General features: G+C 50.1%; 29 protein-coding genes. 18 read left to right on the top strand and 11 right to left on the bottom strand.

Annotation, left to right across the window (positions count from 1 at the left end; genetic code table 11):
* Positions 1 to 35: 35 nt before the first annotated feature.
* Positions 36 to 914 carry a hypothetical protein gene (locus M0R30_RS05225; protein WP_292544265.1) on the top strand — a complete coding sequence of 293 codons (879 nt, stop codon included), beginning with the start codon at positions 36 to 38 and terminating at the stop codon, positions 912 to 914.
* A gap of 65 nt (positions 915 to 979) precedes the next feature.
* Here the strand turns inward: M0R30_RS05225 and M0R30_RS05220 are convergent, their stop codons facing one another.
* Entirely contained in the window at positions 980 to 1,246 is a 267-nt protein-coding gene (locus M0R30_RS05220) for a hypothetical protein (RefSeq protein ID WP_292544263.1), read from the bottom strand.
* Between the two features lie 304 nt (positions 1,247 to 1,550).
* On the opposite strand from M0R30_RS05220, the gene M0R30_RS05215 reads away from it, so the two are divergent.
* The 9 genes from M0R30_RS05215 (at position 1,551) to M0R30_RS05175 (ending at position 8,604) form a co-directional block, all read left to right on the top strand.
* Positions 1,551 to 2,105 carry a hypothetical protein gene (locus M0R30_RS05215; RefSeq protein WP_292544261.1) on the top strand — a complete coding sequence of 185 codons (555 nt, stop codon included), beginning with the start codon at positions 1,551 to 1,553 and terminating at the stop codon, positions 2,103 to 2,105.
* A 98-nt stretch (positions 2,106 to 2,203) separates the two neighbouring features.
* The gene (locus M0R30_RS05210) at positions 2,204 to 2,746 is read left to right on the top strand and encodes a hypothetical protein (protein WP_292544259.1); all 543 of its coding nucleotides are present in this window, start codon (positions 2,204 to 2,206) and stop codon (positions 2,744 to 2,746) included.
* Positions 2,747 to 3,308: 562 nt separating this feature from the next.
* Positions 3,309 to 4,520: a C39 family peptidase gene (locus M0R30_RS05205; RefSeq protein ID WP_292544255.1), complete on the top strand. Its 1,212-nt coding sequence runs from the start codon at positions 3,309 to 3,311 to the stop codon at positions 4,518 to 4,520.
* Positions 4,521 to 4,582: 62 nt separating this feature from the next.
* Entirely contained in the window at positions 4,583 to 5,701 is a 1,119-nt protein-coding gene (locus M0R30_RS05200) for a hypothetical protein (RefSeq protein ID WP_292544252.1), read from the top strand.
* Positions 5,702 to 5,845: 144 nt separating this feature from the next.
* The gene (locus tag M0R30_RS05195) at positions 5,846 to 6,082 is read left to right on the top strand and encodes a hypothetical protein (protein ID WP_292544251.1); all 237 of its coding nucleotides are present in this window, start codon (positions 5,846 to 5,848) and stop codon (positions 6,080 to 6,082) included.
* Positions 6,083 to 6,590: 508 nt separating this feature from the next.
* Entirely contained in the window at positions 6,591 to 7,322 is a 732-nt protein-coding gene (locus M0R30_RS05190; protein WP_292544250.1) for a hypothetical protein, read from the top strand.
* Between the two features lie 466 nt (positions 7,323 to 7,788).
* Positions 7,789 to 7,992: a hypothetical protein gene (locus M0R30_RS05185; protein ID WP_292544248.1), complete on the top strand. Its 204-nt coding sequence runs from the start codon at positions 7,789 to 7,791 to the stop codon at positions 7,990 to 7,992.
* A gap of 1 nt (position 7,993) precedes the next feature.
* Positions 7,994 to 8,227 (top strand): hypothetical protein, encoded by a 234-nt coding sequence (locus tag M0R30_RS05180; protein ID WP_292544245.1) that lies wholly within the window; start codon positions 7,994 to 7,996, stop codon positions 8,225 to 8,227.
* A complete protein-coding gene (locus tag M0R30_RS05175) occupies positions 8,224 to 8,604 on the top strand; it encodes a hypothetical protein (RefSeq protein WP_292544243.1) in 381 nt (126 codons plus the stop codon). The genes M0R30_RS05180 and M0R30_RS05175 overlap by 4 nt, the downstream gene beginning before the upstream one ends.
* Positions 8,605 to 9,064: 460 nt before the next feature.
* On the opposite strand, the gene M0R30_RS05170 is transcribed toward M0R30_RS05175, so the two are convergent.
* From M0R30_RS05170 to M0R30_RS05160, 3 genes are read right to left on the bottom strand one after another with little or no spacing between them, the layout of a single operon-like run.
* Positions 9,065 to 10,294, bottom strand: a complete 1,230-nt coding sequence (locus M0R30_RS05170) for a hypothetical protein (protein ID WP_292544240.1) — start codon at positions 10,292 to 10,294, stop codon at positions 9,065 to 9,067.
* A gap of 1 nt (position 10,295) precedes the next feature.
* Positions 10,296 to 10,841: a hypothetical protein gene (locus M0R30_RS05165; protein WP_292544238.1), complete on the bottom strand. Its 546-nt coding sequence runs from the start codon at positions 10,839 to 10,841 to the stop codon at positions 10,296 to 10,298.
* A gap of 1 nt (position 10,842) precedes the next feature.
* Positions 10,843 to 11,379, bottom strand: coding sequence for a hypothetical protein (locus M0R30_RS05160; protein WP_292544236.1), 537 nt, complete (start codon positions 11,377 to 11,379; stop codon positions 10,843 to 10,845).
* 337 nt (positions 11,380 to 11,716) lie between these two features.
* Here M0R30_RS05160 and M0R30_RS05155 point away from each other — a divergent pair, with 337 nt between their 5' ends.
* The 4 genes from M0R30_RS05155 (at position 11,717) to M0R30_RS05140 (ending at position 13,482) form a co-directional block, all read left to right on the top strand.
* Positions 11,717 to 12,220, top strand: coding sequence for a hypothetical protein (locus tag M0R30_RS05155; RefSeq protein WP_292544233.1), 504 nt, complete (start codon positions 11,717 to 11,719; stop codon positions 12,218 to 12,220).
* Between the two features lie 155 nt (positions 12,221 to 12,375).
* Positions 12,376 to 12,540 carry a hypothetical protein gene (locus M0R30_RS05150; protein ID WP_292544231.1) on the top strand — a complete coding sequence of 55 codons (165 nt, stop codon included), beginning with the start codon at positions 12,376 to 12,378 and terminating at the stop codon, positions 12,538 to 12,540.
* Positions 12,530 to 13,003: a hypothetical protein gene (locus tag M0R30_RS05145; protein ID WP_292544229.1), complete on the top strand. Its 474-nt coding sequence runs from the start codon at positions 12,530 to 12,532 to the stop codon at positions 13,001 to 13,003. The genes M0R30_RS05150 and M0R30_RS05145 overlap by 11 nt, the downstream gene beginning before the upstream one ends.
* Positions 13,000 to 13,482, top strand: a complete 483-nt coding sequence (locus M0R30_RS05140; RefSeq protein ID WP_292544226.1) for a hypothetical protein — start codon at positions 13,000 to 13,002, stop codon at positions 13,480 to 13,482. Before M0R30_RS05145 ends, M0R30_RS05140 begins: the two co-directional genes overlap by 4 nt.
* A 597-nt stretch (positions 13,483 to 14,079) precedes the next feature.
* Here the strand turns inward: M0R30_RS05140 and M0R30_RS05135 are convergent.
* From M0R30_RS05135 to M0R30_RS05120, 4 genes are all read right to left on the bottom strand, one after another.
* A complete protein-coding gene (locus tag M0R30_RS05135; RefSeq protein WP_292544223.1) occupies positions 14,080 to 14,931 on the bottom strand; it encodes a hypothetical protein in 852 nt (283 codons plus the stop codon).
* Between the two features lie 510 nt (positions 14,932 to 15,441).
* On the bottom strand, positions 15,442 to 16,680 hold the full coding sequence (locus tag M0R30_RS05130) for a hypothetical protein (protein ID WP_292544221.1): 1,239 nt from the start codon (positions 16,678 to 16,680) through the stop codon (positions 15,442 to 15,444).
* 53 nt (positions 16,681 to 16,733) lie between these two features.
* Positions 16,734 to 17,600, bottom strand: a complete 867-nt coding sequence (locus M0R30_RS05125; RefSeq protein WP_292544219.1) for a UDP-2,3-diacylglucosamine diphosphatase — start codon at positions 17,598 to 17,600, stop codon at positions 16,734 to 16,736.
* Positions 17,601 to 17,615: 15 nt separating this feature from the next.
* Complete coding sequence (locus tag M0R30_RS05120; RefSeq protein ID WP_292544216.1) at positions 17,616 to 18,449, bottom strand: hypothetical protein; 834 nt, start codon at positions 18,447 to 18,449, stop codon at positions 17,616 to 17,618.
* 727 nt (positions 18,450 to 19,176) lie between these two features.
* Between M0R30_RS05120 and M0R30_RS05115 the strand changes: the two genes are divergently transcribed.
* Positions 19,177 to 19,401, top strand: a complete 225-nt coding sequence (locus M0R30_RS05115) for a type II toxin-antitoxin system HicB family antitoxin (RefSeq protein WP_292544213.1) — start codon at positions 19,177 to 19,179, stop codon at positions 19,399 to 19,401.
* On the top strand, positions 19,379 to 19,621 hold the full coding sequence (locus M0R30_RS05110) for a type II toxin-antitoxin system HicA family toxin (RefSeq protein ID WP_292544210.1): 243 nt from the start codon (positions 19,379 to 19,381) through the stop codon (positions 19,619 to 19,621). The genes M0R30_RS05115 and M0R30_RS05110 overlap by 23 nt, the downstream gene beginning before the upstream one ends.
* 89 nt (positions 19,622 to 19,710) lie before the next feature.
* Here the strand turns inward: M0R30_RS05110 and M0R30_RS05105 are convergent, their stop codons facing one another.
* The 3 genes from M0R30_RS05105 to M0R30_RS05095 form a co-directional block, all read right to left on the bottom strand.
* Positions 19,711 to 20,052, bottom strand: coding sequence for an SHOCT domain-containing protein (locus M0R30_RS05105; RefSeq protein WP_292544207.1), 342 nt, complete (start codon positions 20,050 to 20,052; stop codon positions 19,711 to 19,713).
* Between the two features lie 188 nt (positions 20,053 to 20,240).
* Entirely contained in the window at positions 20,241 to 20,948 is a 708-nt protein-coding gene (locus M0R30_RS05100) for a hypothetical protein (RefSeq protein WP_292544204.1), read from the bottom strand.
* A 116-nt stretch (positions 20,949 to 21,064) separates the two neighbouring features.
* On the bottom strand, positions 21,065 to 21,907 hold the full coding sequence (locus M0R30_RS05095) for a class I SAM-dependent methyltransferase (RefSeq protein WP_292544202.1): 843 nt from the start codon (positions 21,905 to 21,907) through the stop codon (positions 21,065 to 21,067).
* 1,282 nt (positions 21,908 to 23,189) lie between these two features.
* Between M0R30_RS05095 and M0R30_RS05090 the strand changes: the two genes are divergently transcribed.
* Together M0R30_RS05090 and M0R30_RS05085 are read left to right on the top strand one after the other, a co-directional pair.
* Positions 23,190 to 23,678: a hypothetical protein gene (locus M0R30_RS05090; RefSeq protein ID WP_292544199.1), complete on the top strand. Its 489-nt coding sequence runs from the start codon at positions 23,190 to 23,192 to the stop codon at positions 23,676 to 23,678.
* Between the two features lie 24 nt (positions 23,679 to 23,702).
* On the top strand, positions 23,703 to 24,302 hold the full coding sequence (locus M0R30_RS05085) for a hypothetical protein (protein WP_292544197.1): 600 nt from the start codon (positions 23,703 to 23,705) through the stop codon (positions 24,300 to 24,302).
* The last annotated feature ends 113 nt before the right edge of the window (positions 24,303 to 24,415 follow it).

Genomic DNA, 24,415 nt, shown 5'->3' with positions numbered 1-24,415 from the left:
TCGAGAAAAGCGTATGGAAAAACGGAGGAAAAAGAATGAACATACACAAAACAGTTGTCGTCCTGCTTGCACTGCTGCTGGCAGCGATGGCGATGGTACCGATGGTGAGTGCTGAGAATTCATATACTCAGTCAACAGAACCGAATAATCAGGTCACTCCTGCAACCGGGATTACTTTACAGCCTAATGATACGATCGTACATTCGATTGATTCTCAAAAGTATGATACTCCCATAACGAGGGAAAAATTCATTTCGAATAACAAGGAATACATCGAATTCCTGGCAGCGCAGAGTGATCGTGAAGCGGCAATGAAAACGATGAATGAAAAATATACCTCGTTAATTACCGCTTATGAGAAGCAGAAAAGTGCTCAAAAAGATCTAAAGGCGCCAGCGACAATAACAATCCTGCAGATCTGGGGCGCTGATATCTTTATCTGGCCGTGGGAGTCACAGATCCAGTCAACATCTGACCCGAATGCCAACCCGATAACATTCGTATCCATTGGCAAATCACAGTATTCCCTGTTATCCTACCTGTTAGATAATGGGTGGGGCAATGCACTTGGTGACTCGGAAGGAGGACTTTCCGGATCATCATTGAATTCAATATCATGGCATACTGTTTCAACCTATTATCAGGTTGAAAACGGAAATCCTCTGGCATACAGGTACCATGTTCTCATTCATCCCGGGTTGTATGAATCAAATTACCAGAAATGGTGGTCCTATGGTGAATGCCATTATGAGTACTGGAATGGAAACGATCACATTATCCTGAGCGATGGTTTTGACTCTGGAGAAAGTGAGCTCTATTCAACCTTGTCCGGTGAAATGACCGCATATTCCACGAATTTCAGCAATGCCATGAGCGGATACTTTAACGGGGACGGACATGTTTATTATATTTAACCAAATCTTTTTTTTTAGGAGAAAGTGAAAATAATGACATACCTGAAAAAAATTTTCCCGTATGATCAGTCAAGATTATTGCTCATTTCGGGTTTTGCATTATTCTGCTGTTTTGTTATCTCACCTCTTTTAGGAACCCTTCTCAATTCATGGAAGATTCCATTTGTTTTTGTATATGTTCTCGTAATATTCTGCACGAACATCCTTCCCCTGATTATCATTGCCTGTAGTTTTCGGAACATTCCCCCGGTTACTGGAGTCGTCGTTATCATCCTTGCCACGGGCTTTTTCAGAGTAATTGCCGATATAATCCTCTCACCAGTACCTTTCATTCTGGTAACAACTCCCGGCTATCTGATATCCATCTTATTGTACAGCGTTCTCCTGAGTGTCATTTCAGTAGGAGTGTCTCTTTATACTCACAGGAGAGCTCTATCCATGGGAATCCTTCTTGTGGGATTCGTGATGTATTGCATTTTCATCCGGAATATTTTCTTTACCCTGATCGATTTGCTGTTCAAGGGCTGACCATTTTTTCTCATTGGACTGATGTGAAGATGACAAACAACTATCATTCCCAAATTTTCCTGACCATTGATGAGCTGTAATGGCTGATAGGAAAAAAGTGATTAATTTATGAAATTTTCCGATATCAAACAGTACAAAATTGTGATTTCGCTCGCACTTATTTTCCTGGTATTAGCCGGGAGCGTTATTATTTATATTGCGTACTCTCAACCGGAAGAACTCCAAAAACCACCTCAACAAGATCTTCAGCCCACTCCCGGGCAAAGTCCCGTGCCATTATCAACGACTGAATCACCTCATTATGATTATTGCTTTATCGGGGAAGCGCATCCGGATTTCCTGAAAGTGATTCCGGATTTCGTGGATCCCAATGCCACGATCGTTCATCTGAGTTCCGATGACTTGGAACCTTTCCCGGAATATCAAAAGCGAATGGCTGATGAAAGTAAACTCTCTAAAAAATGGCGGGATGGTCACAGATCTATTGCAGGTTTTAAAGATTTCCAGCACCAGTTTTCGGATTTCCAAAAATTAACCTGTAAATACAGTCCTGATCCGATGTGTGATCCGCGGAAATCGTCAATATATGAATATAACGGACGATATTTCACGGTTAGGTGCTTTCCGGATTTCGGGAGAGGGCATCCTACACCTGTACCATAGCAAGTGCAACAGCATATGGATTATCCGTCACGAATATATTCGTGCCGGATAGGATAATCCGGGTCGGTTGCGATCAAAACAAAAGGAGTGATTAATTTATGAAATTTTCCGAGATAAAACAGTACAAAATTGTGATTTCACTCGCTCTTATTTTCCTGGTATTAGCCGGGAGCGTTATTATTTATATTGCGTACTCTCAGCCGGAAGAACTCCAAAAACCACCGCAACAAGATCTTCAGCCCATTCCCGGGCAAAGTCCCGTGCCATCATCAACGACTGAATCACTTCATTATGATTATTGCATTATCGAGGAAGTGCATCCGGATTTCGTGGATCCAAATGCCACGATTGTTCATCTGAGTTCCGATGACCTGGAACCTTTCCCGGAATATCAAAAACAAATGGCAGATGAAAGTAAACTCTCTAAAAAATGGCGGGATGGTCATAGGTTTATTGGAGATTTTATTGATTTCCAGCGTCAGTTTGATGATTTCCGGAATTTAACCTGTAATCACAGTCCTGATCCGATGTGTAATCCGCGGCAATCATCGGTATACGAATATAACGGACGGTATTTTACCGTTGGATGCCTTCCGGATTTCGGTGGGAAGCATCAAAATCTCCCGCCCCCGAGGAAATGAGTGTGAACTATCGCCACTGTTACGATAGGAAGAGTTACACCGGTTTCCATGTCGAAAAATAGTATCGGTTGAACATGCAATGAAATTTCGTTGATAAGAGATAATGGATTATGAAATTTTCCGAGATAAAACAGTACAAAATTTTGATTTCGCCCGATTTAGTTTTCCTGGTATGTGCCGGGTGGGAGTTCTGGTCGTGACCTTTCCCCCCTTTTTTCCGGACAGCCGCGGTCCCGGATTGTAATTCCCATCTTGCCCCTCTGATATCCACTGCCGTCATAGCCATGTACATTTTCTGTCCACACCATCAACACGTTCTCACCAAACGTCCGGACGTGTAGAGACTCTGGACAGAAATCGTTTATAAAAGAATGGTCTATTGCAAGGTGTGGACAGCCGGAGGTTGTCCCAAGAGAAACCCAAAAGAAAGGACGGGTTCACCACCGTATGCACACGTAATGAACCCGGTCCTACCCGTAGGCATGAGATTGTTATCTTCTGATCCTATGAAGGTTTTCCTTGTGCCTGCGAGCAAAGCGCATGGAAAAACGGAGGAAAAAGAATGAACATACACAAAACAGTTGTCGTCCTGCTGGCACTGCTGCTGGCAGCGATGGCGATGGTACCGATGGTGAGCGCGGATAGTCCCGGGAAGGTGCAAGTCGATAAAACTCCTGTAACGTTGGACTATGCCACGAAGGTGGCGCAACTGCACCTCACGGAAATGGCTGCAGGTCTTCCTGCTTTTTCGGAATGGAGTGGAGCCGGTGTCGAATACGATCTGACATTCTTTGATACCGCAGGAGATATTTCCGCTTATTCATTCTCTGTTGTAAAAGATGGGAAGAACCTTGGATTTATCCTGGTTTCCGGGATGAAAGAAAACTATCCGATCCTTGAATTCGGAAAGGGTGAACTCCTGCCGGGAAATGCCAAAGAATCAGCAAAACTCCTTGCAGGAAAAGAGGCAGAAAAAAATTCCTATACTCTGGGGCCTGTAAGATACCTCTACCAGGGTTCGACATTCTATTATGCCCAATATCCATTCACCGATTCGATGAAAAATGCAAAGGGAGATCTGACGATTGATCTTTATAATAAGGCAATTGTTGATCTGAAAAACAATGATTCTGCCGTAGTTCACGAAGTAAACTCCGGATCAGATGCAATTTCCGTCAAGGATGCCTGGGCTACCGTTGATAAAAAGATCGGGCTTCTGGATATGGGTGTTGTTGTGACGCCTAAATCAACTCTCGGAACCGATACAATCTATTGGGTTCCCCTTTACGACCAGCCTTCAGGATATCCCAATTCCTGTGCCCCGACAGCATCGGGAATGATTCTTTCCTACTGGCGAAGCGAAGGATATACGAATTTCCCGTCAGATGGGGATACCCTGATCCTCGAATTGTATTCTGCAATGGGGACCGACCCGATTACCGGGACCTATGATACCTGGATTGAACCGGGTATTGAAAGCGTAAGTCAGGATCACGGGTATTCTTTTAATGCCGTACCGGATACCAACAGTTTTTTGTTTTCTGAAGTTAAATCCGAGGTTACGGCAGATCGCCCCATACATCTTGCCATGCATGGAGCCGGTACAGCAATAGGCGGCTCGACCGCATATGGTGACCATTCAGTTGCTGTTATCGGGTGGGCTGACGGAGCATTTGATGCACTTGAGATCAATGACGGCTGGTCGACGGCAGAGTCCCGGTACATCACGTTCAATAACTGGGTATCCACGTATCCCGTGTATGTCCAGCCTTGAGCCGGACCCCGGCTTTTATTTTTTCCCTGCACCTGGATCGGACCACCTGGAAACCTGATACCATGTATTCACTCATCTATTCCCTCATCGGACGCAATCCATTGAGCATCATCGCAACTCCCGCTGTGTCGTTTGTTTTCGATTATGATATTTTTCTGGCCGGTGTACTGCTTGCAACGGGCCTCTTCGTTCTTATCTCGCACAGGACATCACGGAACTACCCGGTGCTGGCCCTCATCGCAGCGGGACTGGCCTGTTCCGCGGCAGCCTATCTCGTCCAGACATACATGAGCACCTGGTACCCCGAACTTTTCATCCCCGGGGGACCATACGGAACCTGGTTCGGGTTCCGGAACGATCTCTCCAGGATCCTGGGGTATGCCGCAATCCTGCTGGGGGCGCTCGTCCCGGCATGGTTCGTTGTCCCCCGCATACGGCTTTCCGCAATATGGAACGCCCTGCTTCTCTTCAGTACCCTCACCGCGACAACCGTCCTCTATTATTCATATTTCGATTCTGTTTTAATGACGCCGGGCAGCAACATCAGCATGCCTGGATGGATCCTGGCAATCTCGCCTTTCATCGCAACGGTTGCCATAGCAACGGCAATCTTCGGCTATTTCCTTGTTATACGGGAGATCTTCGACCATGTTGCATCATGGCCCATGCGGATCATCCTTACTGGCGCAGTGACCGCCGCGGCAATTCTCTTGACCTACCAGACGGGCGTTGCCTTGTATGCTGTGATAGCCGCGCTCGTGATCGTAAAATATCTGAAATGGATCAATCCGGGCATTATGGTCGTAGGTATAACCTGCCTTGCAATAGCAAGCGAGATTGTCGGTTCATATTTCGGCGCAATGGGGCCGGATGTGGGCCAGTATGTCCCGGTCTGGGTGTTCCCGCTGGTCTTCATGGCACTGATCGCGCTCGTCCCTGCACTCCGCACGCTGTCGAAGATCAATCCAGAACTGCGTAATCTATTTGTTTTTGGTGTTACATGGGGAACGGTGCTGCTGGTCGCTATTATCGATATCGTATTCTCTGCGGGAATTTTCAAACAACCCGACCTTCTCCCGCAGACACCGGTATCGATTGCAGCGAACTGCGTACTGGGTGCAGGTATCGCTGCAATTCTTTATCATGTTCTGCCGGCAGCCGCTAACATCCATAAAAATTGAGGTTTTCAACAGAGCCAAAGTAATAAGTTATAGGGGGAACTATCAGGCAGTAACCCTGGAATATCCCAAGTACTCGATAAATTGTATTACAAATGATAATGAATTTACATTTACTATTCCCGATGGCGCATATGAGGTGTATATATGAAAATCGATTATATCTTCAAAGAAGAATTATGGCGTTCTGTTGCCGTGTATTTCGTATCGTTCCTGATTATCGGCGTTCTTATTCTGAGTGGCAGCCTTCCACTACCTCTGTACACAACATTTCTCCTGGCACTGGTCCCCACTGCAGTGCACTTCCTCGTCATGGTGCGATACCGGCGCATGGAAAAATTAACCGACCCCACGATCACAAATATCCTTCGTCATGCCCTCTAGCTGGATGATCACGAAGATAACAATCCAAAGCAGGGAAGATCCGTTGCCGGAACGGCGGTCGATGCCATCCTTGCTGCCGCGATTTTCCTGATCTATCTCTATGCATCCCTGGCATTTTCCATCAACCAGATCTTCTGGCCTCTCGCCCTTGTCATCATCGGCATACTTTTAGTCCGCATCATCTTTGTCGAATGCGGCAGGTACCGTGTTACTCTCGTGCGATGGGTTGCATTCTTTCTCATCGTATCCATGATCATCCTTCTGCGTTATCTGGTACTGGGGGATCCTGTTATTCCCGCCTTTTTGGGACTTGTGCTCGTTGGTCTTCTTTCCATCGGTATTCTTTATATTTGGGAAAAACGACGTGCACCGGCAGGAAATGGCGGATAACCTGGGGTGTTGTTCTCCTTGCTGTTGAAATTGTTGTTACCGGATTACGGGTGAGGTTATCATGAAAGTCCGGACCAGACACCCCCTTCACAGCAGAGTCTGACAGGTGTTGAATACCATGAAACAAGAATCAAGAATAGTTATTATTGGAGGGGTGGTCATTCTCCTGTTCATAACTGTCGTGGTATTTACCGGCTGTACCGGTACTCCCCGGCCCGCAGACGGAACAGTATCCGGTTATAAGTCGAACATCAGCGCGATCAATGATTACTCGATGGAGGCAGTCCGGGTTTTTTCCTCCGGAAGTTCACAGGATCTTGAAATCCGTTATAAAAGGCCATACCAGTACCTCATAAAGCACGAGACTGGTCCCGGCGGACGGACCTGGACGGTGGCTGTACAGAACCTCACCTATACCCGGTTCGAACCGGCATCACATACAGCAGATATCCTTCCGATACATGAACCCGAAACATGTTTCCCCCCGATATCAGACCCCAACAGGCTCGCGTTCCCGGTGCTGTTTTCCGGAGATTATACATTGTCAGACTCGGGTGTTGAAGCGGTGAACGGGCGGGACGCATATCGTATCGATGCCATAAACTCCGGCCCTGGTAATTATTTCGACGAGGGCATAAACGGGAGTGTCCGCATCTGGATCGACCGCGAGTCATGGCTCGTCACCAGGATTCAGGCGCGTGACTCTGCCGGAAACCTGAAAAATTCCTTTGAAGTGAAAAATTTTACAACCAATACAGGAATTCCTGACAGCGAATTCACTATTACCTACCCGAAGGGGACAAAAATTATTCACCCGAACCAGTTCTGCTCAACAGGATCCGGAGATTGAATGTACCGTTCTGCTGTGCAGAAACGACCGGTGCAAGCAACAGCGCGGCACCGATGAGAATTATTAATGCGTTCCGGTATACTGACATGGTATTCACCGGATTGGCATTGAATATAGGGTTATTTACCTTTTCTGTCCACACCATCAACACGTTCTTCCCGGCGCCCGGACGTGTAGAGACTGTGGACAGAAATCGTTTATGATGGTATGGTCTATTACAGAATGTGGACAGCCGGGGGTTGTCCCGAAGAGAAATGGCTGGGTCCACCACACTGACGAACTGTGGTGGACCCGGTCCGCCCGAAAGCATGCGATAATGATCGTAAATTTTTATGAAAATTTTTCCCGTGCCCGGGCTGATAATAAAGGAAGTGTTAGCATAGAATCCACATACATCAGGAACGAAGCCGGTATTTCCGGCAGGAAAAGAGACGACTATACCGGGAAACATTTCTTCCCGGGTCGAATGATACCCGCTGAACGGGAAAGGCCCGGGACCCGGGATGAGACCGCAGACATCCTGTCCACGTCAGCTCTCGCCGAGAAGAATATCGGTGAGCTGGTTGCCTGGTTCAGCAATAACCTGGAGCGGGATGCAGCCTATATCAACAGGAAGCTCAACCGGCTCGAGCAGAGGATATGCTGGCTCGAAGGTGAGAAAAGGAAGTAACATGCCCCGCAGGGCTGCGGTCGTGATGCCCGATGTTCCTCTCTTTCTCATCCCGCACGTGATCCAGAACGGGATCCGTATGCATGGCGAGGAGCTGGAGCGGGTGACGGTCAAGAAAACCTTCATGCATGTGTATGCCGTGAGCATCCGGACGCGGAGCGTGAAGCGGGAATTGCGGCCGGTCAGGTGCGAGCTCCGGGCCCGCGTGCCGGAACAGAGTGGAGCGGGATCATGAAAGGACGGCAGCCGGGACGGGCGATCGATGTCGCCCTGCCCGTGGCATGGGCCCGGGGTTTCGTCACTCTTTGTCAGCGGGGGCGGGGCAGTGTTTGCCATTTTGTGATCCATGCGGAAGGGTACACGGCCATAGTCCAGTTGAAGCGGTGCCGGCGGCTTCATGGGTCGGTCGCGGAGATGGAGATGGAATGCCGCGAACCGATCGCCCGACTCAAGCTTGTCCCGCCGGGGTTGTGCCGGTCCCTGGAACTTTGGGCCTGCAGCCCTCATGGGGTACTCCGGTTCTTCCGCATAGCAGGACCCGGTCTTATTGAACTTAAGAGGAACGGCGATCCGATGGGTGGAAACGGGAGTACCGGATCCGGGGTGATATGAGGGTCGGTCTATGGACTCACCCTTCTGCCCCTGTCTCCGTCGGAGAACGGGGTTATCTGAGAGTATCTCAAAGAACCCTGATGAGTTCTTCTCGTACACTCATCCCCGATGGGATGAGAGTACTTCCCATCCGGGCCCGTATCGAGTCCCGTTTCACCCGTTTTTGGGGCCAACCGTGTCTTATTCGTAAAAAACCGCGTCAATTACCGTGCTCGAATTGTCCCGGTTTTCGCGATTTTACGTCGGAAAATGGCGGTGTCCCGGACCGTGCTTAAATGGGCCCTTTTGAGCGGGCGATCGGGAGGTTAGATGGGGTTTGGGACGTGATCTGCCCGGGAAAGGGCACTATGGAATCCCCCCTCTCCGACGGAGAGGGAGCGTCGTTACGACGGTGCAGGGTGATATAGGGGAATGCCGGAACAGCACCGACAAAGCCTGTTTTATCGGATCATCAAAAAAATCAGAAGAAACCATCCAGTGTTTTCTGCATTCCCAAATCGCCGTGCACGATCTTCTCGAATGCCTTCATCAGTTTTGGATTGATCGATGGTTTCGTCCCGAGATATTCCAACAGAGATCCGCTTTCCCTGACGATTGTCTGGTGCTGTGCCAGTTCCTCATTAATCTCGAAGGTATTCACGAAGTTGGAATAGAACTTAGGGAAATCCCGTATCGAAGCTTCAGAGACGTGATACTTGCCAAACAATTCCTGACTCCGTGAATAGGCCGGATATTTCACGTATGTGTAATCTTCCCGGTCAAGAAGCCGGGCTTTATGGGGAATGCTCTCTTCGGGCGGTGGTGGAACATATGGCCGGCGATTACCCGGGTCGCCGCCTCCCCTCTGGGGCTCACGATTAACACCGATAATATCAACGCCTAATGGAGCAGTAAGGAAATCAGATGCCGGGCAGCGTGGATCCGGGAGGTGCGGATTGTTTTCGCGCCGGATATTTGAGCCGTAAAGGACAACTTCTTCCCCAAGTCCCTCAGTATCGACACTATCGTGGAATGCCCGTACATGGGCAGCCTTGGAAGTTGTGCTCGACCCCTCAAAGTCAAGCCAGAAATATCGATAGCCTTTCCCAAGATAGCCTGAAAGAATTGACTGGAATTTACGGACACCATATTTGAACGGGACCGGAACAAAGATCGGTTTCGAGTTCCGGAATCTCAGGATCTCGTGCGCTAAGTCTACATATCGCGTGAATTCTTCTTCCTGCACTTGGAATTCAGGCATCATCCGTTCATTATAACGTTTCACTTTCAGGTTTGGAATGAGCAGGAGATCGCTTCTCTCATGGTAAATATGCAGGATACTCCGGAGATAATCCTCTGGAGTAGGGATTGTGAATGGGTTGAAGGTCAGGGTAAGCGAATTGACAATGAGCTTGTTGCCAAGGATTCCCGGCCGTTTCAAAGCGTCATATGAATCGGCGAGAAACCGGGCTTCGGAATGATCTGCTTCCCGGATGAACGTCTCCTGGTGAATAAAACGGCTTCGTTCGGCGATCGCTACCGTGGCGAGATGCACCTGATCGAGAGCCTGAAATGCAAATGCTGTCGGCGAATTGTTGAGATCGAGAAGTTTGCAGGGTGTAGAAATCGTGAGAGGGCCAAGAGAGAGTCGTTTTCCGGTAAAAAGAGTCTCGTCGTCTTGTTCCTGAAGGCGGACACAAAAATTTGTCATTTCATCCACACTGGTTACGGATCCCGGCTATCACCGTAGTAATCGTTGACTGATCGACCCTGAAATTGCTTCTGCCGATAATCGATATGAGATGTATTGTCTTATCCTTATCAAGTACTTTACGGATTGCGCAGAGCCCAAGAAATCCCACCGTCCCTTTCAAGTGATCCATGAGCAACGGAAGTATCCGCTTCACCAGATGACGTGCCAAGCCATCGTCCAGTATGAATAGAAACATGGTGTCCCCTTTCAGGAGATGTTCATGGGCACAGGATATTACTTCGTGTTCCCCTTTACCAAGAAGTGGCCGGAGTAGTTCAACTGATGGATCGCTCTGTTTCCAGGGTATGTTCGTCAGTAAAATTTGATCTTTTACCGGATCGGGCAAACGTTCCAATCGTGATTCCCTTTCAACAGCTGGGACAACCACTATTGTGAAGGTGTCGGTAATTGTCTTTAAAATCCGAATCCGATCTGGACCCGGTATGTGATCTTCGAGATCATCAAGGAAGCAAATGAAGAATGAGGCATCGGGGATGACGTTCACGCTATCCCTTCAAAAGTTCTTCATATCGCTGGTGAGTGATGATCTTTTTCCGCAGAAGGCTGTCTGAAAGTTGTTTTTTTCGTTTCAGCAAATCTTCGAACCTGTCTGATTTTTCCGTATATCCATAGGTCATGTACACGAGAAACATGAACTCATCGTCGGTCAGGTTGTCATAGATCGACCGGATAAATTGGATTGACTGGAAAAGGCGATCAAAATTTTCCGGCCGCATCTCTCTGCTTACGGACGAACTAAACTCTTTCCCTTCGTCAGAAAGATAGATGCCTTTCCTGTCAGCAACAAAAAGTTCCGGATTATTCTCAATGATATGCTCTGCACTGTTTGAATATGGTCCAAGCCGGTGAGGTATAAAATCGAAGAGGGAATCGAACTGGGGCATCGCCCGGATGAGCAGGAAGAGCTCTTTCTGGAAGTTGACTTTTGATATGATCGGTTTGTCAGCTCCGCTCAGGAGAAGCGTAATAAGCTTCTTTCGGAACAGTTCCTCATCTTCGTAGCTCAGCCTGTTTTTCTGCATCGCTACAATGTATTTGGAATAGGTATCTAAGAATGTTATGGCAGACGCGGTGTGAAAATGAACAGTAATTAACGATCGGGGAAAATTTTCATTCCCTTCAAATAAAAACCATCGTGCGGTGTCATCTCCGAATCCTCCAAAATCGCCTCCTTTTCAGGAACATTTTTGTTCCTTCTAAACTGCGCCTATTTCAAACCCCATTTCTCAAATCACTCTTTCAAAATTCCCCGTTTTCCGGAAATTTCATTTCATAATCAAAGCCCATCCCTCTATACGTTCTATACTAATCTGTCAAAGGGGCCCCCGAGACACCAGAGAAAAAACATGGAGAAAAACTATGGCAGATTTCGTACAGAAAACAACCGTAAAGACCGCGGTCCGCGAACTCGCGAGCCCGATCGCAGATGTATCGACATTCAACACCATCGTCCAGTCCGTCATCACGGACAACCCGTTCGGCTGCGTTGCCTACACGGAGAGCGGTGTGACCCACCAGCCGGTGGAGAAGACCAAGGAGACCTACGTGGCAAAGATCGTGTACCAGGACGACGACGCGAAGACTGTTGGCAGCGACTCGCTAAAGTTCAACACGATCGCCGGGTTCAATGCCGGCCCCACCGCACTCCTCGCGGACACGGCCTTTGTCACATCCCACGGGGGTGAGGCAGTCCGGGACAGCGAGAACGAGAGCTTCGCAACGACCCTGAAGTGCCGCGACCCGAACGGGGAGATCTACATGGTCACCTTCGGCCGGAAGAGCGTGAGCCTCACCTCGTACTCGGACGACGCGATCCGGACAAAGCTTGAGACCTGGGCCGACACGGTGGCGGCATTAGCCTGAGTGTCCATCAGGACCTGAAAGCGGAGAAGGGAGGCATCAGCCGACCTTCGACTGCCTGAGTGTCCATCAGGACCTGAAGGGCAAGATATTCAGTTTCCGGCAGAGGGGGAGGGAATTCCCCTTTTCCGGCTGCCGGTATTTAGGAGTTACACACAATGGAAACTGAAATTATCAGCATGATCCTCGGGACCGTGCTCCCGATCTATCCCCTGCTCTTCGTCATCCACCAGAAGATCGGCAGGTATGACGAGGTCGTGGAGGAGTTCAAAAAACTCCGGGATGAGCACCGGCACGTAATGGAGGCATCCCATGGAAACTGAAAGGGCACCGGTCGCAACCGTGACCGGTCTCTATCGCGGAACATTCAGCGGCCTTGAACCGCTCACTAAAGAGACCCCGCTTACGCTCGATGAGGTACGCCGCAACCCGGTCTTCTACGAGCTCGACCTCGATGAAAACCAGGATGAAGCGAACCTGATCGTTGACGTCATCTACGACAACATGGATCCCCTGCGGCTGGATGACCTGATGCGGGGCACTGATATCCCGCGGGGAGTCCGGTTCTGGCCGGACTGGTTCGAGGTCCCGCCGTACCGTGAGATGCGGGACACCACCGGGCGGAGGGTGTACCCGCGTGCCCCGGGCATCCACACGGTCAGGATCCGGACCGCGAGAAGAAAACGGACAGGACTTGCCCGGGACTTCAGCCCGGCAAATGGCGGGTATGTAAGTCCCGTGTTCGAGTTCGCCATTACAGCGGACGGGAGCAGCGACCGGGAATGAGCGGCCCTGGCGTACCGGAACAACCCGGCCCACTCGCTGCGTCATCCCTCACCGCGTTCCGGTGCGGGCTCCTTCATGCATTCGGGGGATTCGACACAAACGATCTCAGCGGGGAGGAGCAGGCCGGCATCACGGAGAAGAAGAGCTGGTTCTGGCTCGGCGAGGTCATGATGGCCGCCCTGATGGCTGCAACCATCGCGGCGCCGGCCGGGATAGCATTCGCAGCAAAGACAACCGCCCCGCTTGCAGTAATCGGTACGGTAATCGTCTTCCTGCCGCTGTTTGTGTTCATGCCGAAGATGATCCGGCTGGCCGTGAAGACCGACACGGAAGCGGTCCTGGATATGATCGGGAAGAACGAACAGATCAAAAAAGTGTTCTGGACGCTCTTTCTCACGGTAGCCGGCCTCGTGCTGGCAGAGATCGCAGACCCGGTCACCGCACAGCAGATCCTTGCAACCCTGACGGGGCTGGTATAATCATCCCGGGGAAATCCCCCGGGATGTCCGGCAGGTCTTTGCCCGGTTTACGAACCTTCATCCTTTCGTCCAGGACACACCCTGTTCCCTGCCCACGATATTTATGTATTCTCAACGGAGGCAACTATATTAATATAGAGAGATACATCGAGAATCTATATGTACTACAAATTACAACATATCGTCTGAGGTATGAAGCAGGAAAGTGTTAAGCCGGAAATAAAGAGGATCGTTAAAGGCACCCGGAAAATACGGCAGCTCTCACTGTATGCTTTTCCGGTCTCTGACCCGGGTCTCCGCAGGCACGTCCACGCCCCGATGTGTATCCGGTAAGTATCACGGTCCCTGCGATGATCCCGGAACATCTCCGGGGGAGCATGCGAGTCTCATCATAGCAAGAACCCGATACATCATCTACATTCGGACAAGGAGTAACGGCCGGGGCAAAAAGACCCATATCCCGCCGCCCCGGCCATTTTTGTACGGGAAAACCCGGGCCGGGCACATCACGTTTGATTCCAATACTATTCTGTTGAAAATAATTCTCTCATTGCCGATATCATATCAGGGTCGATCGGGAATGGGGGGAATACATGGTCACGCCCGCAGGTTCATCCATTCGCGGTCGCGTTTGCCGAGACCGTACGCATCCGGGACAGTAAGGATTTCCGGGACGGAATGGTCATTGGCCTGCGGGACGTTCTGGCGCCAGGCCAGGAGTGCGTCTACCATGTCGCGGTCGAGCGAGGTGTCGCCGGGAGTGAGGATCCGCTTAAGGTGATAGATTTCGGATACGAACTCCCCGGGGCCGACTTCACCCTCCTCGCCGTTGCAAAGCGGCATAATCAAAGAGATCTGGTGGACTTCGCGGGAGGTCTTCTGCCCGATGTACCCCATGACGCGGTACGTCTCGATCAGCAGTTCGAACCGCGTGTGCCCGTATTTCTGCACTCCGTTCTGCGTCCAGCGGAAGAGGTTGAAAGCAGCCGGGAGCGGGAGGGCATTTACGGACTCCTCCGGCAGGGGGCACGGGGGTGCAGCGGGCCGGTCATGGGCAGGGGTGGAAGGTCCTGCCTCCGCCCGCGAAGAACGGCACGGGTCCGGCAGGATGTCGCGGAAGGGCGCCGCGGGTATCGTTTCGCCCCGGGGTTCCGGCGTAACCTGGCGGGTGTCGGGCCGGGGCTCCGGTGCATCCGGTATCCTGTGCGAAGTCTCACGGTCAGCAGGACCCGGGGCGGCAGCGTTCCGTGCGGGGGCCGGACGAGGGTGGGATACGATGACGAGGGGATTTTCCAGCTCGTTCATCCGTTCCCGGATGTCAATCAGGATCCGCTTGATGCTGATTTTAACGAGATCGATGTCACGCTCCAGGTTCTGGAGCCTGGCCGCCGGGTCATCTGCCGATGCCGCGTACAGGATCTCGTTCACGCGTGTCTTGCTGACGTTCATGGACTCTATCGGATCATTGCCGCTGGTGCCACATAAATATATTGATTTTAAACCAGTATTATTGATTAATTTATTTTAAATATTGTGATCAATAGAGAAATGTGAATACAGCAAATCGGCTCCCGATCACAAACTTCGCTCCATGAAGAGTTACGGTTGACATCTGCATTCAGCCGGCCGGAAAAACAGGGAAATGAGAAACATTCCGGGCGCTTTTCCCCGCGGCGGCCGGCCTGGTGCTGGTGGATGACGAAGGCAGGAGACCTGAGCCACGAGAAGAACAACGCAGTTGTTCTTCGAATAATGATATCGCAGGCCCGGCGGTTGCGGAAAAAAATCGTAGGGATCCTTGCCATAGTATAAGGAAATCCCGTTCTTTTTTTCGGACCATTTTCTGGGGAGGATATAATGAAGACATCATTTCATCAGAGGATCTTTTGATCCTGCGAAGATCCTGAGACCAGCAAAAGCCACGGGGATGGTTCCTCCCATAAAAATTCAAAAAAAAGATCAGCTTTTGATCAGGTTGCTGATCTCTGCCGTCCGGGTAGTGACTCCCTTATCGAAACGGGCCACGAACAGGTCAAACACACTGTCAAAACTGTAACCCACAGCAACTGAAGTAACAAAGTCCAGCTGGTTGATCCAGACAATCCCGATAAAACAGAACCACAGCATGAAAATCCCGATAAACAGCGAAAGCTCATTGATATGGCCCCACACGAACCAGTCCGTGACCGATACCCGGGATTTACTCGCAGCAGACTGGTTCTCTTTGACAATATCGATAAGGATGTGGATGCAGCCGCCGAGTATCACACCGACGTATGCAACGAACAGTGTCGTCCAGGTGACCGTTCCGGCTTTCGCCAGTCCGGGCAGAAGGGAGAGGAGGAACGGTGACAACAGGTATGTCAGCAATCCTCCGGCTGCAATCAGCACCAAGGCTGCGATGTATGTCAGCCACTGCCGTGACCGTTTTGGACTGGCTTTATAGATCACTCCGGCCTCGGTATCAATGAGCCCTTTGATTGCATCCGGTTGCTTGCTCATGAAGTCCAGAAGGAATGTTGCGTCCGTTTTCGAACAGATCTCATCCTTGAATGAATCATAAAATACCATCTTCTGCCCGATACGCATATTGTCCAGATGCAGGTTCAGGCGGTTAGGAAGCGTTACCTGCTCGCACAGAACAATCATGTTGCACAGGAGATCATCGATCTCTTTGACAAGATCCATGAATTTCTCCGGTTTGGCCTTGGTGAAAATGTCCATGGCATACAGGATATCGTTCCAGCCACACCGGATATCTGCGATCTGATCGGAATACAGGTCTGCAATGACATCATTCACGCGGATCCGGGTTTCGACGCTTTTCAGGATCGGTTCAATCAGGTCTTTGTCCTCTGAATAATCGTACAGGAATTTTTCATATTCCCTGGTTGTTTTGTACTCATCCGGCGGAACGCGTTTCCCTGCTACTATTGACTTCAGGTTGTGGCATGAGTCCCTCAGGTCCTGGCAATAGGACCGGATGCTGTTCAGGTCGCCCCGCAGGCGACCAAAATCATCGGTATCGTTCTCCTCCTCAGGTGTGCCAGTCTGTTTCGCTGGAATACCGGCCTGTTTTGTTTGTACCGGCTTCGGTTTTTTTGCCTCGCTGGCAGAGGGTTTTTCAACAATATCAATACTCATTTCTTCGGAGATAATTCTCCCTTCAAGGTAATCTTCATCAGGTTCCTTTTTCATCACAATTCACCCATCCTTCTTTTCAGCCATAATCCCCTGCGACCCTTGTTGCTCTAACTACATTTCTGTCGGAAGATATCGTCTCCGGTAAAAGTACACTGGCTCATCCTCCCGTTGTCGATCTTCACGTAGGTATTCACATCCTTATCGTCACGGGAAGACTTTCCCGCCCAGAACCCGGTGTTGGCGACCTCATACCCCCCGGCACATTGTGCATAATACGGCCGGTGGGTATGGCCGTACACCAGGTTATCCCCGGGTCGCATCCCTAAAAAGAGGCCGGCAGCACGCGAATTGGCCAGCAGTTCAACAGCCGCATAACATTCTTTCCGTTTCGCAGGCTCCGTGTTCATATACTTGAGCGCATCCATGAACTGGCTGATCTTCTCGCCAAGGCCCCACCCGTTCACGGCTGCCCAGCCGGTCCGGTCGGTCATGAACGAGAGGGCAAAACAGGTCTTTTCATAACTGTCCACGCTCATCTTGAACAATTCCATGTTCACCCGCACGTCCAGGTCATACCCGTGCGTGAAGAAGAAATTTTTGCCCCCGTCGGAAAGTCGCAGCTTTTTGTCTATGGAGAACGGGTAGGTCTCCGGGTTCGTTGCATGCAGGTCGTGGACCAGGTAATCATGGTTACCCACAACATAATGTACCTCCTTGGCATGCAGGGATGTGAGTCTTGAGAAGATCTCCTCATTCGTCTTCACGATCTTCCGGATAGCCGCGTCCTGGCTGCCGGTCGAGAAGATACGTGCATTGCTCCTTGCCCAGAAATCAAAGATATCGCCCAGCAGGACCAGATGATCGATCTTACTGGTATCGCAGTAATTGAGAAAGTCCAGGAACTCGTCCTGCTTTTTGACGTTTTCCTTGTCGTCGTCCCATCCCAGGTGCACATCGGAAACAGCAATAATCATGATAACCCCCTCCCCTCAGACCGTCGTCACTACAACATCCGCACGCCCGATAGGTCCTTTCTCCTCGTAGAGGTTGACCGGTACCGGCCAAATCACGGGCTCTTCCGTATCCTTTTCACGGGATTTCTTGTTTCCCGGACCGGGTTTTTTTACGGTAAACATGGAGGTGTTGAACACATCGCAACCTTCTTTGTCCCCGTTGTACATGAATCCCGCCAGCGTCGGGCCGTCTGCACAGGCCGATATGTCCGAACCGAACTGTGCTTTGAATGCCGCATGGGTTGCATACCCATGGCTCCAGGCCTCACGGTCTCCCGTGGGGTTTCCGGCACCATGACTATATCCGTCACGGACATTCCGGATTCTGGCCTCGCAATCCGTACCGTAAGGGATGGTATCCCAGAATTTCCTGTCGGACCGGAGAAATGTCTCAAACTGGTATAAACAATTCTCAGATTCGCACCCGCTCTTCTTCGCCCGGACCTCGATAATTCTATCGTGGTAGGCGCTCTGGAAAAGGAACCCGTTCTTCCAGGCTTCTCTCTGGGCTTCAGAGGCATGGGTTCCTGCCTTCTCTTTTGCGGCTGCGATCTCTGCATCGGTCGCCGGCCCTCTCTCAATCGTCACCCAGCCGTCTTGAGTCGGATGTCTTACTGTGACCATCTTCTTCTCCCGGCAGGACTTTTTCACTCCTTTCCTCCGCAGGATAACCGCGTATGCAGGAGTGTTTTTCTTCAACGGAAGAAGGGCATTCGCATCAATCGTTATCGTGACGGGGATGTCGAGACGGGGATTATCAAACTCAAGGATGACATCCAGTGCCTGTCCACGGGATGTGATCTGCTTCACTGTTCCGGGAAAAAGATACCTCGCGGTCGGTGCCATAATAATCAGAAGCTGGATAGTGCGTGACATTATAAATATTACGTTTTAAAAGTCTAATAAAAAACATGATTTATAGCTGCCGATCTATAGAATTTCCGCCAGTTCTCCGCCAGGGAGTTTTTCTTCCTGTTGCAGGGAACATTTTGTTCCTTCCCAAACGCACGATAAAATCATCAATTCCTCGTAAAATACCCTGATTATCCTCCGCTATTTTAAAAATTTCATTTTATAATCAAAGCCCCTCAATCCTCTCCGGCGTTAGTTCTTATCATGACCACAAAGATTGAAAATAAGCTGTGAAATACACTCAATTCAGTATGTCTCACACCGTTAAGATAACCGGATTCTGGTTACGGCACGACTCAACCAAAGCCCGGAAACATATGAACAAGGAATTCCGGGTGACTGAGAAACAGTATTTCCGGAGGTTTGGCGAATTTTTAAGAAAATGCAAGTCCCGGGGATGGAAAACCTGGTGATAAATCGAATGCCGGAACAAATGATATTCCCCTTGCCGGGATCGTACTGCGATTCTTAAATCGCTTCGAGCCCCCTAAAAATCCCCCAATTTTTTAGATCTGAACGGAGGAACCGGAATATCTCCTCCCACGTTATGTGAAAATGTCTCCCTGCAAAAAGATTATCGCCCACCATGCAGCACAGTACATTACGTTACAACGGATGTGCTCTCATGCTCGTTAAATTTGAAATCTATTCCGATAGCGGCTACTGGTGCGGCCGGGGTATCGGTGTTGACATTTTCACGCAGGGGAAAACGCTCGATGAGCTGATGGAAAACATCCGTGAAGCAGTCATGCTCCATTTTGAAGATGAACTGGGCAGAGGAGAGAATATCCGCATCCTTTCAATATCTGAGACCGAGGTAGGTACGGTTGCCCGGGCTACCGGTTGTTAGCGGCAAAGACCTCATTAAAGTCTTATCCCGCCTCGGATACACGGTCATCAGGCAGCGGGGGAGCCATGCCCAGCTGAAGTGTACAACACCTGCAGGAGATCATACGATAACCATCCCGCTGCATAACGAGATTGCCCCCGGCACATTAAACGATATTCTTACAAAAGTCGCGATATGGAAAGGGCACTCAAAAGACGAACTTATCCGGATGCTCCGGTAGCCGGTGGAAGCCAGCACCATCTCCGGATAATGGGGCCTTTCAAGTCCCCCGGTATATTTTTCTGGTACACCGGGCCGTTTACCCGCTCATCACTTTTTTAAGTCTTCGCTCATCTTCTGGAACTGTTCGCTGGTGATCTCCCCTTTCGCGTACCGTTCCTTCACGATGTCAAGCGGGCTCAATTCCCCGGGCGTCCCCCGCGGCCCGGTCTCCCGGATAATGATATAGATGACGAGGAACAGGACCCCGATCATCGGGATAATGACAAGGATGGCCCAGAGCAGCCCGTTCATCCCGCGGCTGTTCGCATCCCGGTACACGAGCCAGGCAATAACGAGAAAGATGAGGAGCCAGAAGATCATCATCCCCAGGCCAGACAGCGGGAACCCGTACCCGCTGCCACCCCACATATAATCCATCATGTATGGCATGCAGGAGGGATGGGTACCGGTGCCCATAAAGATTGGTTTTAGGGAACCGGCGCCGCTGAGAAGATCCCGGGACGGCGTCCCGGCCGATCACTTTTTTCGGCCCGTGGACACGGTATCCGGTGGCAACCAGGTATTTCAGTAACCTCGTATAAGTTCGGATCCGGGACGAAAGGAAAAGAGTAAGGTCCTCACCGCACCCTTGGGATCTCCGTACCCGTCACATTGACCGCCTTATCCTTGGTGAAATATGTAAACGATGAAACAACCTTCTCGAAATCATCCTGTTCGAACATGCGGGAGCTGTTCGCCGTATAGGTGATCACGCTTGCATACCCGAGATCGTTGGCACTGGCTTTCTGGGCCACATACCCGACATGGGTCTCTCCGTATGCCGAGGTCTCGAACCGGCCAAACGTGATCCCGTTTATGTCGACGGTGGTCTCGACCGGTGCCGGTCTCCAGTTCCGGAACGTATCGCGGTACGCCTGGTCCTGGTTGAGGTTGACGGGATAGGTGATGATCGAGAAGGCGTCATCCGGGACGAGTTCGGTCTTGTACATCAGGCCCTGCGATCCCTCGGGCAGGCTCACCAGCCGGGTCGTGACGACCCAGTCCTGCGGCGCCTCGAAGGCGAAGTGGAGGTCTGTATCCTTCCAGGCCTTTGTCGGGATAATATAGTGGATCACGGTGACGGTGACCTGCGGGGCACTGGCGGTGACGGCAGGGACGGGCGGTTCCGCGGCTGCGGTTGTGACTGGCCAGGTGGCCATCGGTCCACCCGGGGTGCTCGGGACAGGTGACGACTGGGTGACAGAGGCCGGTGACGATGTGGTGCACCCGGCTGACAGGAGAAGAGCGATGAGAACGAGAACTATTACTGTTCCGGATAGTTTCATACCCTGATCCTATCCGGGTGGAAGGATATAGGTTGGGATAGGGATACATCCGTTTGCCGCGATCACCGCGTTTGGGAAGAACAAACCGGCAAAAAAGTGGTGATCAGGTCCCGCCCTCACTTTTTTTGTGTCACATAGAATGTGACCATATCATGCGTCCCCGACCCGTCATCAGGCAACAGGTCTTCCGTGGTCCCGACAACGGAAAATCCCCCGGTATCCAGGATGGAGACCAGGTCCTCATGCCGGTAGTAATGCGTCCAGAACCGGTACACGGCCGGCACATCCGGTTCCGAACAGACAACATGCTGCTGGAGGATCACCTGTGCCTCTTCATAGTGGATGGTCTCAGAGAGAGCCAGATACGGCCCGGCCCTCCAGAACCCGCCATCTGCAACTTCCCAGGATTTTCCCGGGACGTTCATTGCGGCCGGTGCTTTCGGATTGAGCGTATCGAAGATGAACAGGCCTCCCGGTTTCAGTGCACGATAAATATTTTCCAGCAGCCGGGCCCGGTCAGCAGGGACGAGCACGTCGAAATCGCAGAAGATCAGGATCACCAGGTCGAACAGGTCCTCACCGGAGAGGTCGAGGTAATTCTCATGAAGGTAATCGATCTTCAGGCCTTTTTGTGTGGCACTCTGCCGGGCATAGGCAATGGAGCGTTGTGAAAAATCCACGCCCGTCACCCGGTGCCCGTGTCCTGCCAGCAGTTCGCAATACAGGCCGGGTCCGCACCCGAGATCGAGAATTGTTTTTGGGGTGTTGTCCAGGTGTGTCTCTATCCACCGGACCGTCTTTTCAATGGTACCTCGTTTCCTGCTTGCTGCGTCGCAGTCCTGGGAAAGGTGCAGTGCGAGCAGGTGCCGGGAGATATGGTCATCCTCCCACATGCCTGCATTGCCTTTTTCATAGAGTGCTGGTTTTTTTGTTGTCTCTAAAAGATGAGAAATCTGCATAGTAATCTCCAGATCCAATTATTTTTCAAAATACGTTACCTGTTTTATACCCGGCAGGTACCCTCGCGGTAACAGATTACCCCATAGCAATGGTCACCCGTTACCGGCACCCGGGAGCAATAATTATTCAGATAGTATCTATCCGGAGATGTGAGTATTCAAAGCCTGTAAGCGTCTGTGGATTCTGATTAAATCGTTTATGGTTTGGCCGGCCCTGGCAGAAAACAACAGATCCTTGGGACAGACATATCCCCGCTGCAGTCCCGGATACACCTGTTCAGAATTTCCTGAAAACGACCCCGCATCTGCCCGGTACCGGACGTGAAGGTGCAGTATTGGCGAAAATAAAAAACATCCCCGTTTGTTTTCCCGTGACGGATCTTCGGTTTCAGAGTTCCGCCCGGCAATCGTTGTCCTCAAAAACGAAAGGGATTTTTTTACAGGGGAAAGGGTAATGACGGGGCTGGGCAAAACAGTTTTGCCAGGCGTCACCACGTTGATCCAGAATAGTATCTTTCCGGATCGGAAACACAGCGTAAACGGCCAGCTGCAAAGTTATATAATGTCAATCATATTCATATCTCTTTTGATGACAGAACCGGGATTACCGAAAATACTCCAGGCCCACGTATCTCTTATGTTACCCGTTGTAATTCCGGACCTTCTCACAAATCCCGGGATACTGAAACCGGAATATCGTTTCTTATTGTCTGCCTCCGGATATGCGCAATATTACCAGGAACACGAATGCGACGGCCGTAATACCGGGGGCCAGGCCCATATACCGGCACTCTGCGCCTCCCTGTCACCTCTTAAAAAAAGACATGCCATGCATAGTTACTGGAAGACCGTACGGAGATCCGTGGAAATCGCACGATCTGCGGGGAAGGACATAAGTAAATTATTGTACCTTCTGCCTCTTGAAATTCATATCCCGGCAGAGCCCCTGGCAGTAGACGGAAAAAAATATGAGGCCCGGGCATATGTCTATTTATTTCCCTTCGGATGTTGTATCGTCAATCTTGATGTACAGGTATCCGATATGACGTTTCATGAATTCCTCAGTTTCATCTCGAATCTTAAACGGGCAAATATTGTCACCAGCGGCGGATTTCCCTGCCCTGAATTAAGTGGGTCAAAAAACCGGGGAGTATTCAAAAAATTTGCAGAAGAAATTACAAAAATCATTAATACCGGGTTATCCGAGAGTGCCGGCAAATTGGAATTTTACAAACCCCATACTCTCATTTTTATCAAAAGGACCCTGCCTGAGTTCTCGGACATGGCAACGGATCACCGGATCGCTATCGCAGCGGCACTGGAAGGAGGGACGTTTATCGATGCATCGGGAAAGAACCGGAATAAGATCGACCTAATTTTACAAAACCAGATAGAAGGGTACCGGTCCCAGGAATTGCTGTTTTTTACCCCTCCCTGTTCCCTGTTCATCGCCTCTCCGGATTGGAATGTTGACGTATCGGGGGATCCTGGAACGGTACTGGATACGATCAAAGTGAAAAAACTGGATAAAAAAATGACGTGCATGATGAGTAATTACCAGAGTTGTCTCAATGTCCTGTTTGCGGTAAACCGGGTATTAGATAGTACTGTTGTGAAAGAACAACGCATTTCTCCTGACAAACTGGATGACCTGAAGAAGAGTATCGGGGTTGTTTTCCCGGAAGATCCTGCAGGGATCCACTACAGGCACGTCTACGAAAAAGTAGCCCCGGTGATAAAACTGAAAGAAAATATTAAAGTACTCCGATGACAATCCTGATGCAATCCGATATCTATGATAACTGATGCTGTAACCATCACTATTTCTGTCGTAATTGCGGCATTCGGTGCTCTTGCCGGCTACTTTGGCCGGATCGCCCAGAAAATTGAGGACAGAAGGGATGAAATCTACATAAATGAGTTGCCGGCCCTCTCTTCTTTGTTACGGTCGTTCATCACGGCATTTGAGATATACCGGGAAACGAAATCATTCGAACAACTGGCCACTGATATAGCCGAGGTCCGTAACGGCGTGAAGAATAAGGTCTTTTCCGGGAATCTCATTCTCTTTGATAAGGTACTCTTTGCACAACTGCTTGAATTTTACCAGATTACAGAACGAATGAATTCTATCCTGGATGGGATACAAAAAAACACAGATGATAAGAAAAAGGAAGCCCAGATAGATATATTCTCCCGCAAGTTTTCAGAAGGAAAAGACTTCCTCTATGAGAAAATATCGATCAATGTAAGTTCTACCGTAAAGGATGTTAAAAAAATTGAGGATGCGATAAACAATAAATTTGACACGTATCTGCCGTTTTCCTGGAAACTGGTCATTTTAATAACGATAATCGGGGTGTTGCTGGGGATAATTGAAATTTTTGCTCTGTAGAAAACCTTCACGAAGAAAAATTGTAAGAACCTGTGAAGGTTACAGACAATCATTTTCAAGGAGATTTCTTTCAGTTGTATAAGAAATCGTCGAGCTTTGAGATCACTCCCGAA

Source organism: Methanoregula sp. (assembly GCF_023227875.1).
Lineage (GTDB): Archaea > Halobacteriota > Methanomicrobia > Methanomicrobiales > Methanospirillaceae > Methanoregula.
This window is presented reverse-complemented; position numbering and strand designations above follow the sequence as displayed.

Excerpts from the sequence above, each read along its gene's own strand:
- M0R30_RS05225 (WP_292544265.1), top strand. The coding sequence starts at position 36 with ATGAACATACACAAAACAGTTGTCGTCCTGCTTGCACTGCTGCTGGCA.
- M0R30_RS05220 (WP_292544263.1), bottom strand. The coding sequence starts at position 1,246 with ATGAAAGGTACTGGTGAGAGGATTATATCGGCAATTACTCTGAAAAAG.
- M0R30_RS05215 (WP_292544261.1), top strand. The coding sequence starts at position 1,551 with ATGAAATTTTCCGATATCAAACAGTACAAAATTGTGATTTCGCTCGCA.
- M0R30_RS05210 (WP_292544259.1), top strand. The coding sequence starts at position 2,204 with ATGAAATTTTCCGAGATAAAACAGTACAAAATTGTGATTTCACTCGCT.
- M0R30_RS05205 (WP_292544255.1), top strand. The coding sequence starts at position 3,309 with ATGAACATACACAAAACAGTTGTCGTCCTGCTGGCACTGCTGCTGGCA.
- M0R30_RS05200 (WP_292544252.1), top strand. The coding sequence starts at position 4,583 with ATGTATTCACTCATCTATTCCCTCATCGGACGCAATCCATTGAGCATC.
- M0R30_RS05195 (WP_292544251.1), top strand. The coding sequence starts at position 5,846 with ATGAAAATCGATTATATCTTCAAAGAAGAATTATGGCGTTCTGTTGCC.
- M0R30_RS05190 (WP_292544250.1), top strand. The coding sequence starts at position 6,591 with ATGAAACAAGAATCAAGAATAGTTATTATTGGAGGGGTGGTCATTCTC.
- M0R30_RS05185 (WP_292544248.1), top strand. The coding sequence starts at position 7,789 with ATGATACCCGCTGAACGGGAAAGGCCCGGGACCCGGGATGAGACCGCA.
- M0R30_RS05180 (WP_292544245.1), top strand. The coding sequence starts at position 7,994 with ATGCCCCGCAGGGCTGCGGTCGTGATGCCCGATGTTCCTCTCTTTCTC.
- M0R30_RS05175 (WP_292544243.1), top strand. The coding sequence starts at position 8,224 with ATGAAAGGACGGCAGCCGGGACGGGCGATCGATGTCGCCCTGCCCGTG.
- M0R30_RS05170 (WP_292544240.1), bottom strand. The coding sequence starts at position 10,294 with ATGACAAATTTTTGTGTCCGCCTTCAGGAACAAGACGACGAGACTCTT.
- M0R30_RS05160 (WP_292544236.1), bottom strand. The coding sequence starts at position 11,379 with ATGCAGAAAAACAGGCTGAGCTACGAAGATGAGGAACTGTTCCGAAAG.
- M0R30_RS05155 (WP_292544233.1), top strand. The coding sequence starts at position 11,717 with ATGGCAGATTTCGTACAGAAAACAACCGTAAAGACCGCGGTCCGCGAA.
- M0R30_RS05150 (WP_292544231.1), top strand. The coding sequence starts at position 12,376 with ATGGAAACTGAAATTATCAGCATGATCCTCGGGACCGTGCTCCCGATC.
- M0R30_RS05145 (WP_292544229.1), top strand. The coding sequence starts at position 12,530 with ATGGAAACTGAAAGGGCACCGGTCGCAACCGTGACCGGTCTCTATCGC.
- M0R30_RS05140 (WP_292544226.1), top strand. The coding sequence starts at position 13,000 with ATGAGCGGCCCTGGCGTACCGGAACAACCCGGCCCACTCGCTGCGTCA.
- M0R30_RS05135 (WP_292544223.1), bottom strand. The coding sequence starts at position 14,931 with ATGAACGTCAGCAAGACACGCGTGAACGAGATCCTGTACGCGGCATCG.
- M0R30_RS05130 (WP_292544221.1), bottom strand. The coding sequence starts at position 16,680 with ATGAAAAAGGAACCTGATGAAGATTACCTTGAAGGGAGAATTATCTCC.
- M0R30_RS05125 (WP_292544219.1), bottom strand. The coding sequence starts at position 17,600 with ATGATTATTGCTGTTTCCGATGTGCACCTGGGATGGGACGACGACAAG.
- M0R30_RS05115 (WP_292544213.1), top strand. The coding sequence starts at position 19,177 with ATGCTCGTTAAATTTGAAATCTATTCCGATAGCGGCTACTGGTGCGGC.
- M0R30_RS05105 (WP_292544207.1), bottom strand. The coding sequence starts at position 20,052 with ATGCCATACATGATGGATTATATGTGGGGTGGCAGCGGGTACGGGTTC.
- M0R30_RS05100 (WP_292544204.1), bottom strand. The coding sequence starts at position 20,948 with ATGAAACTATCCGGAACAGTAATAGTTCTCGTTCTCATCGCTCTTCTC.
- M0R30_RS05095 (WP_292544202.1), bottom strand. The coding sequence starts at position 21,907 with ATGCAGATTTCTCATCTTTTAGAGACAACAAAAAAACCAGCACTCTAT.
- M0R30_RS05090 (WP_292544199.1), top strand. The coding sequence starts at position 23,190 with ATGGCAACGGATCACCGGATCGCTATCGCAGCGGCACTGGAAGGAGGG.
- M0R30_RS05085 (WP_292544197.1), top strand. The coding sequence starts at position 23,703 with ATGATAACTGATGCTGTAACCATCACTATTTCTGTCGTAATTGCGGCA.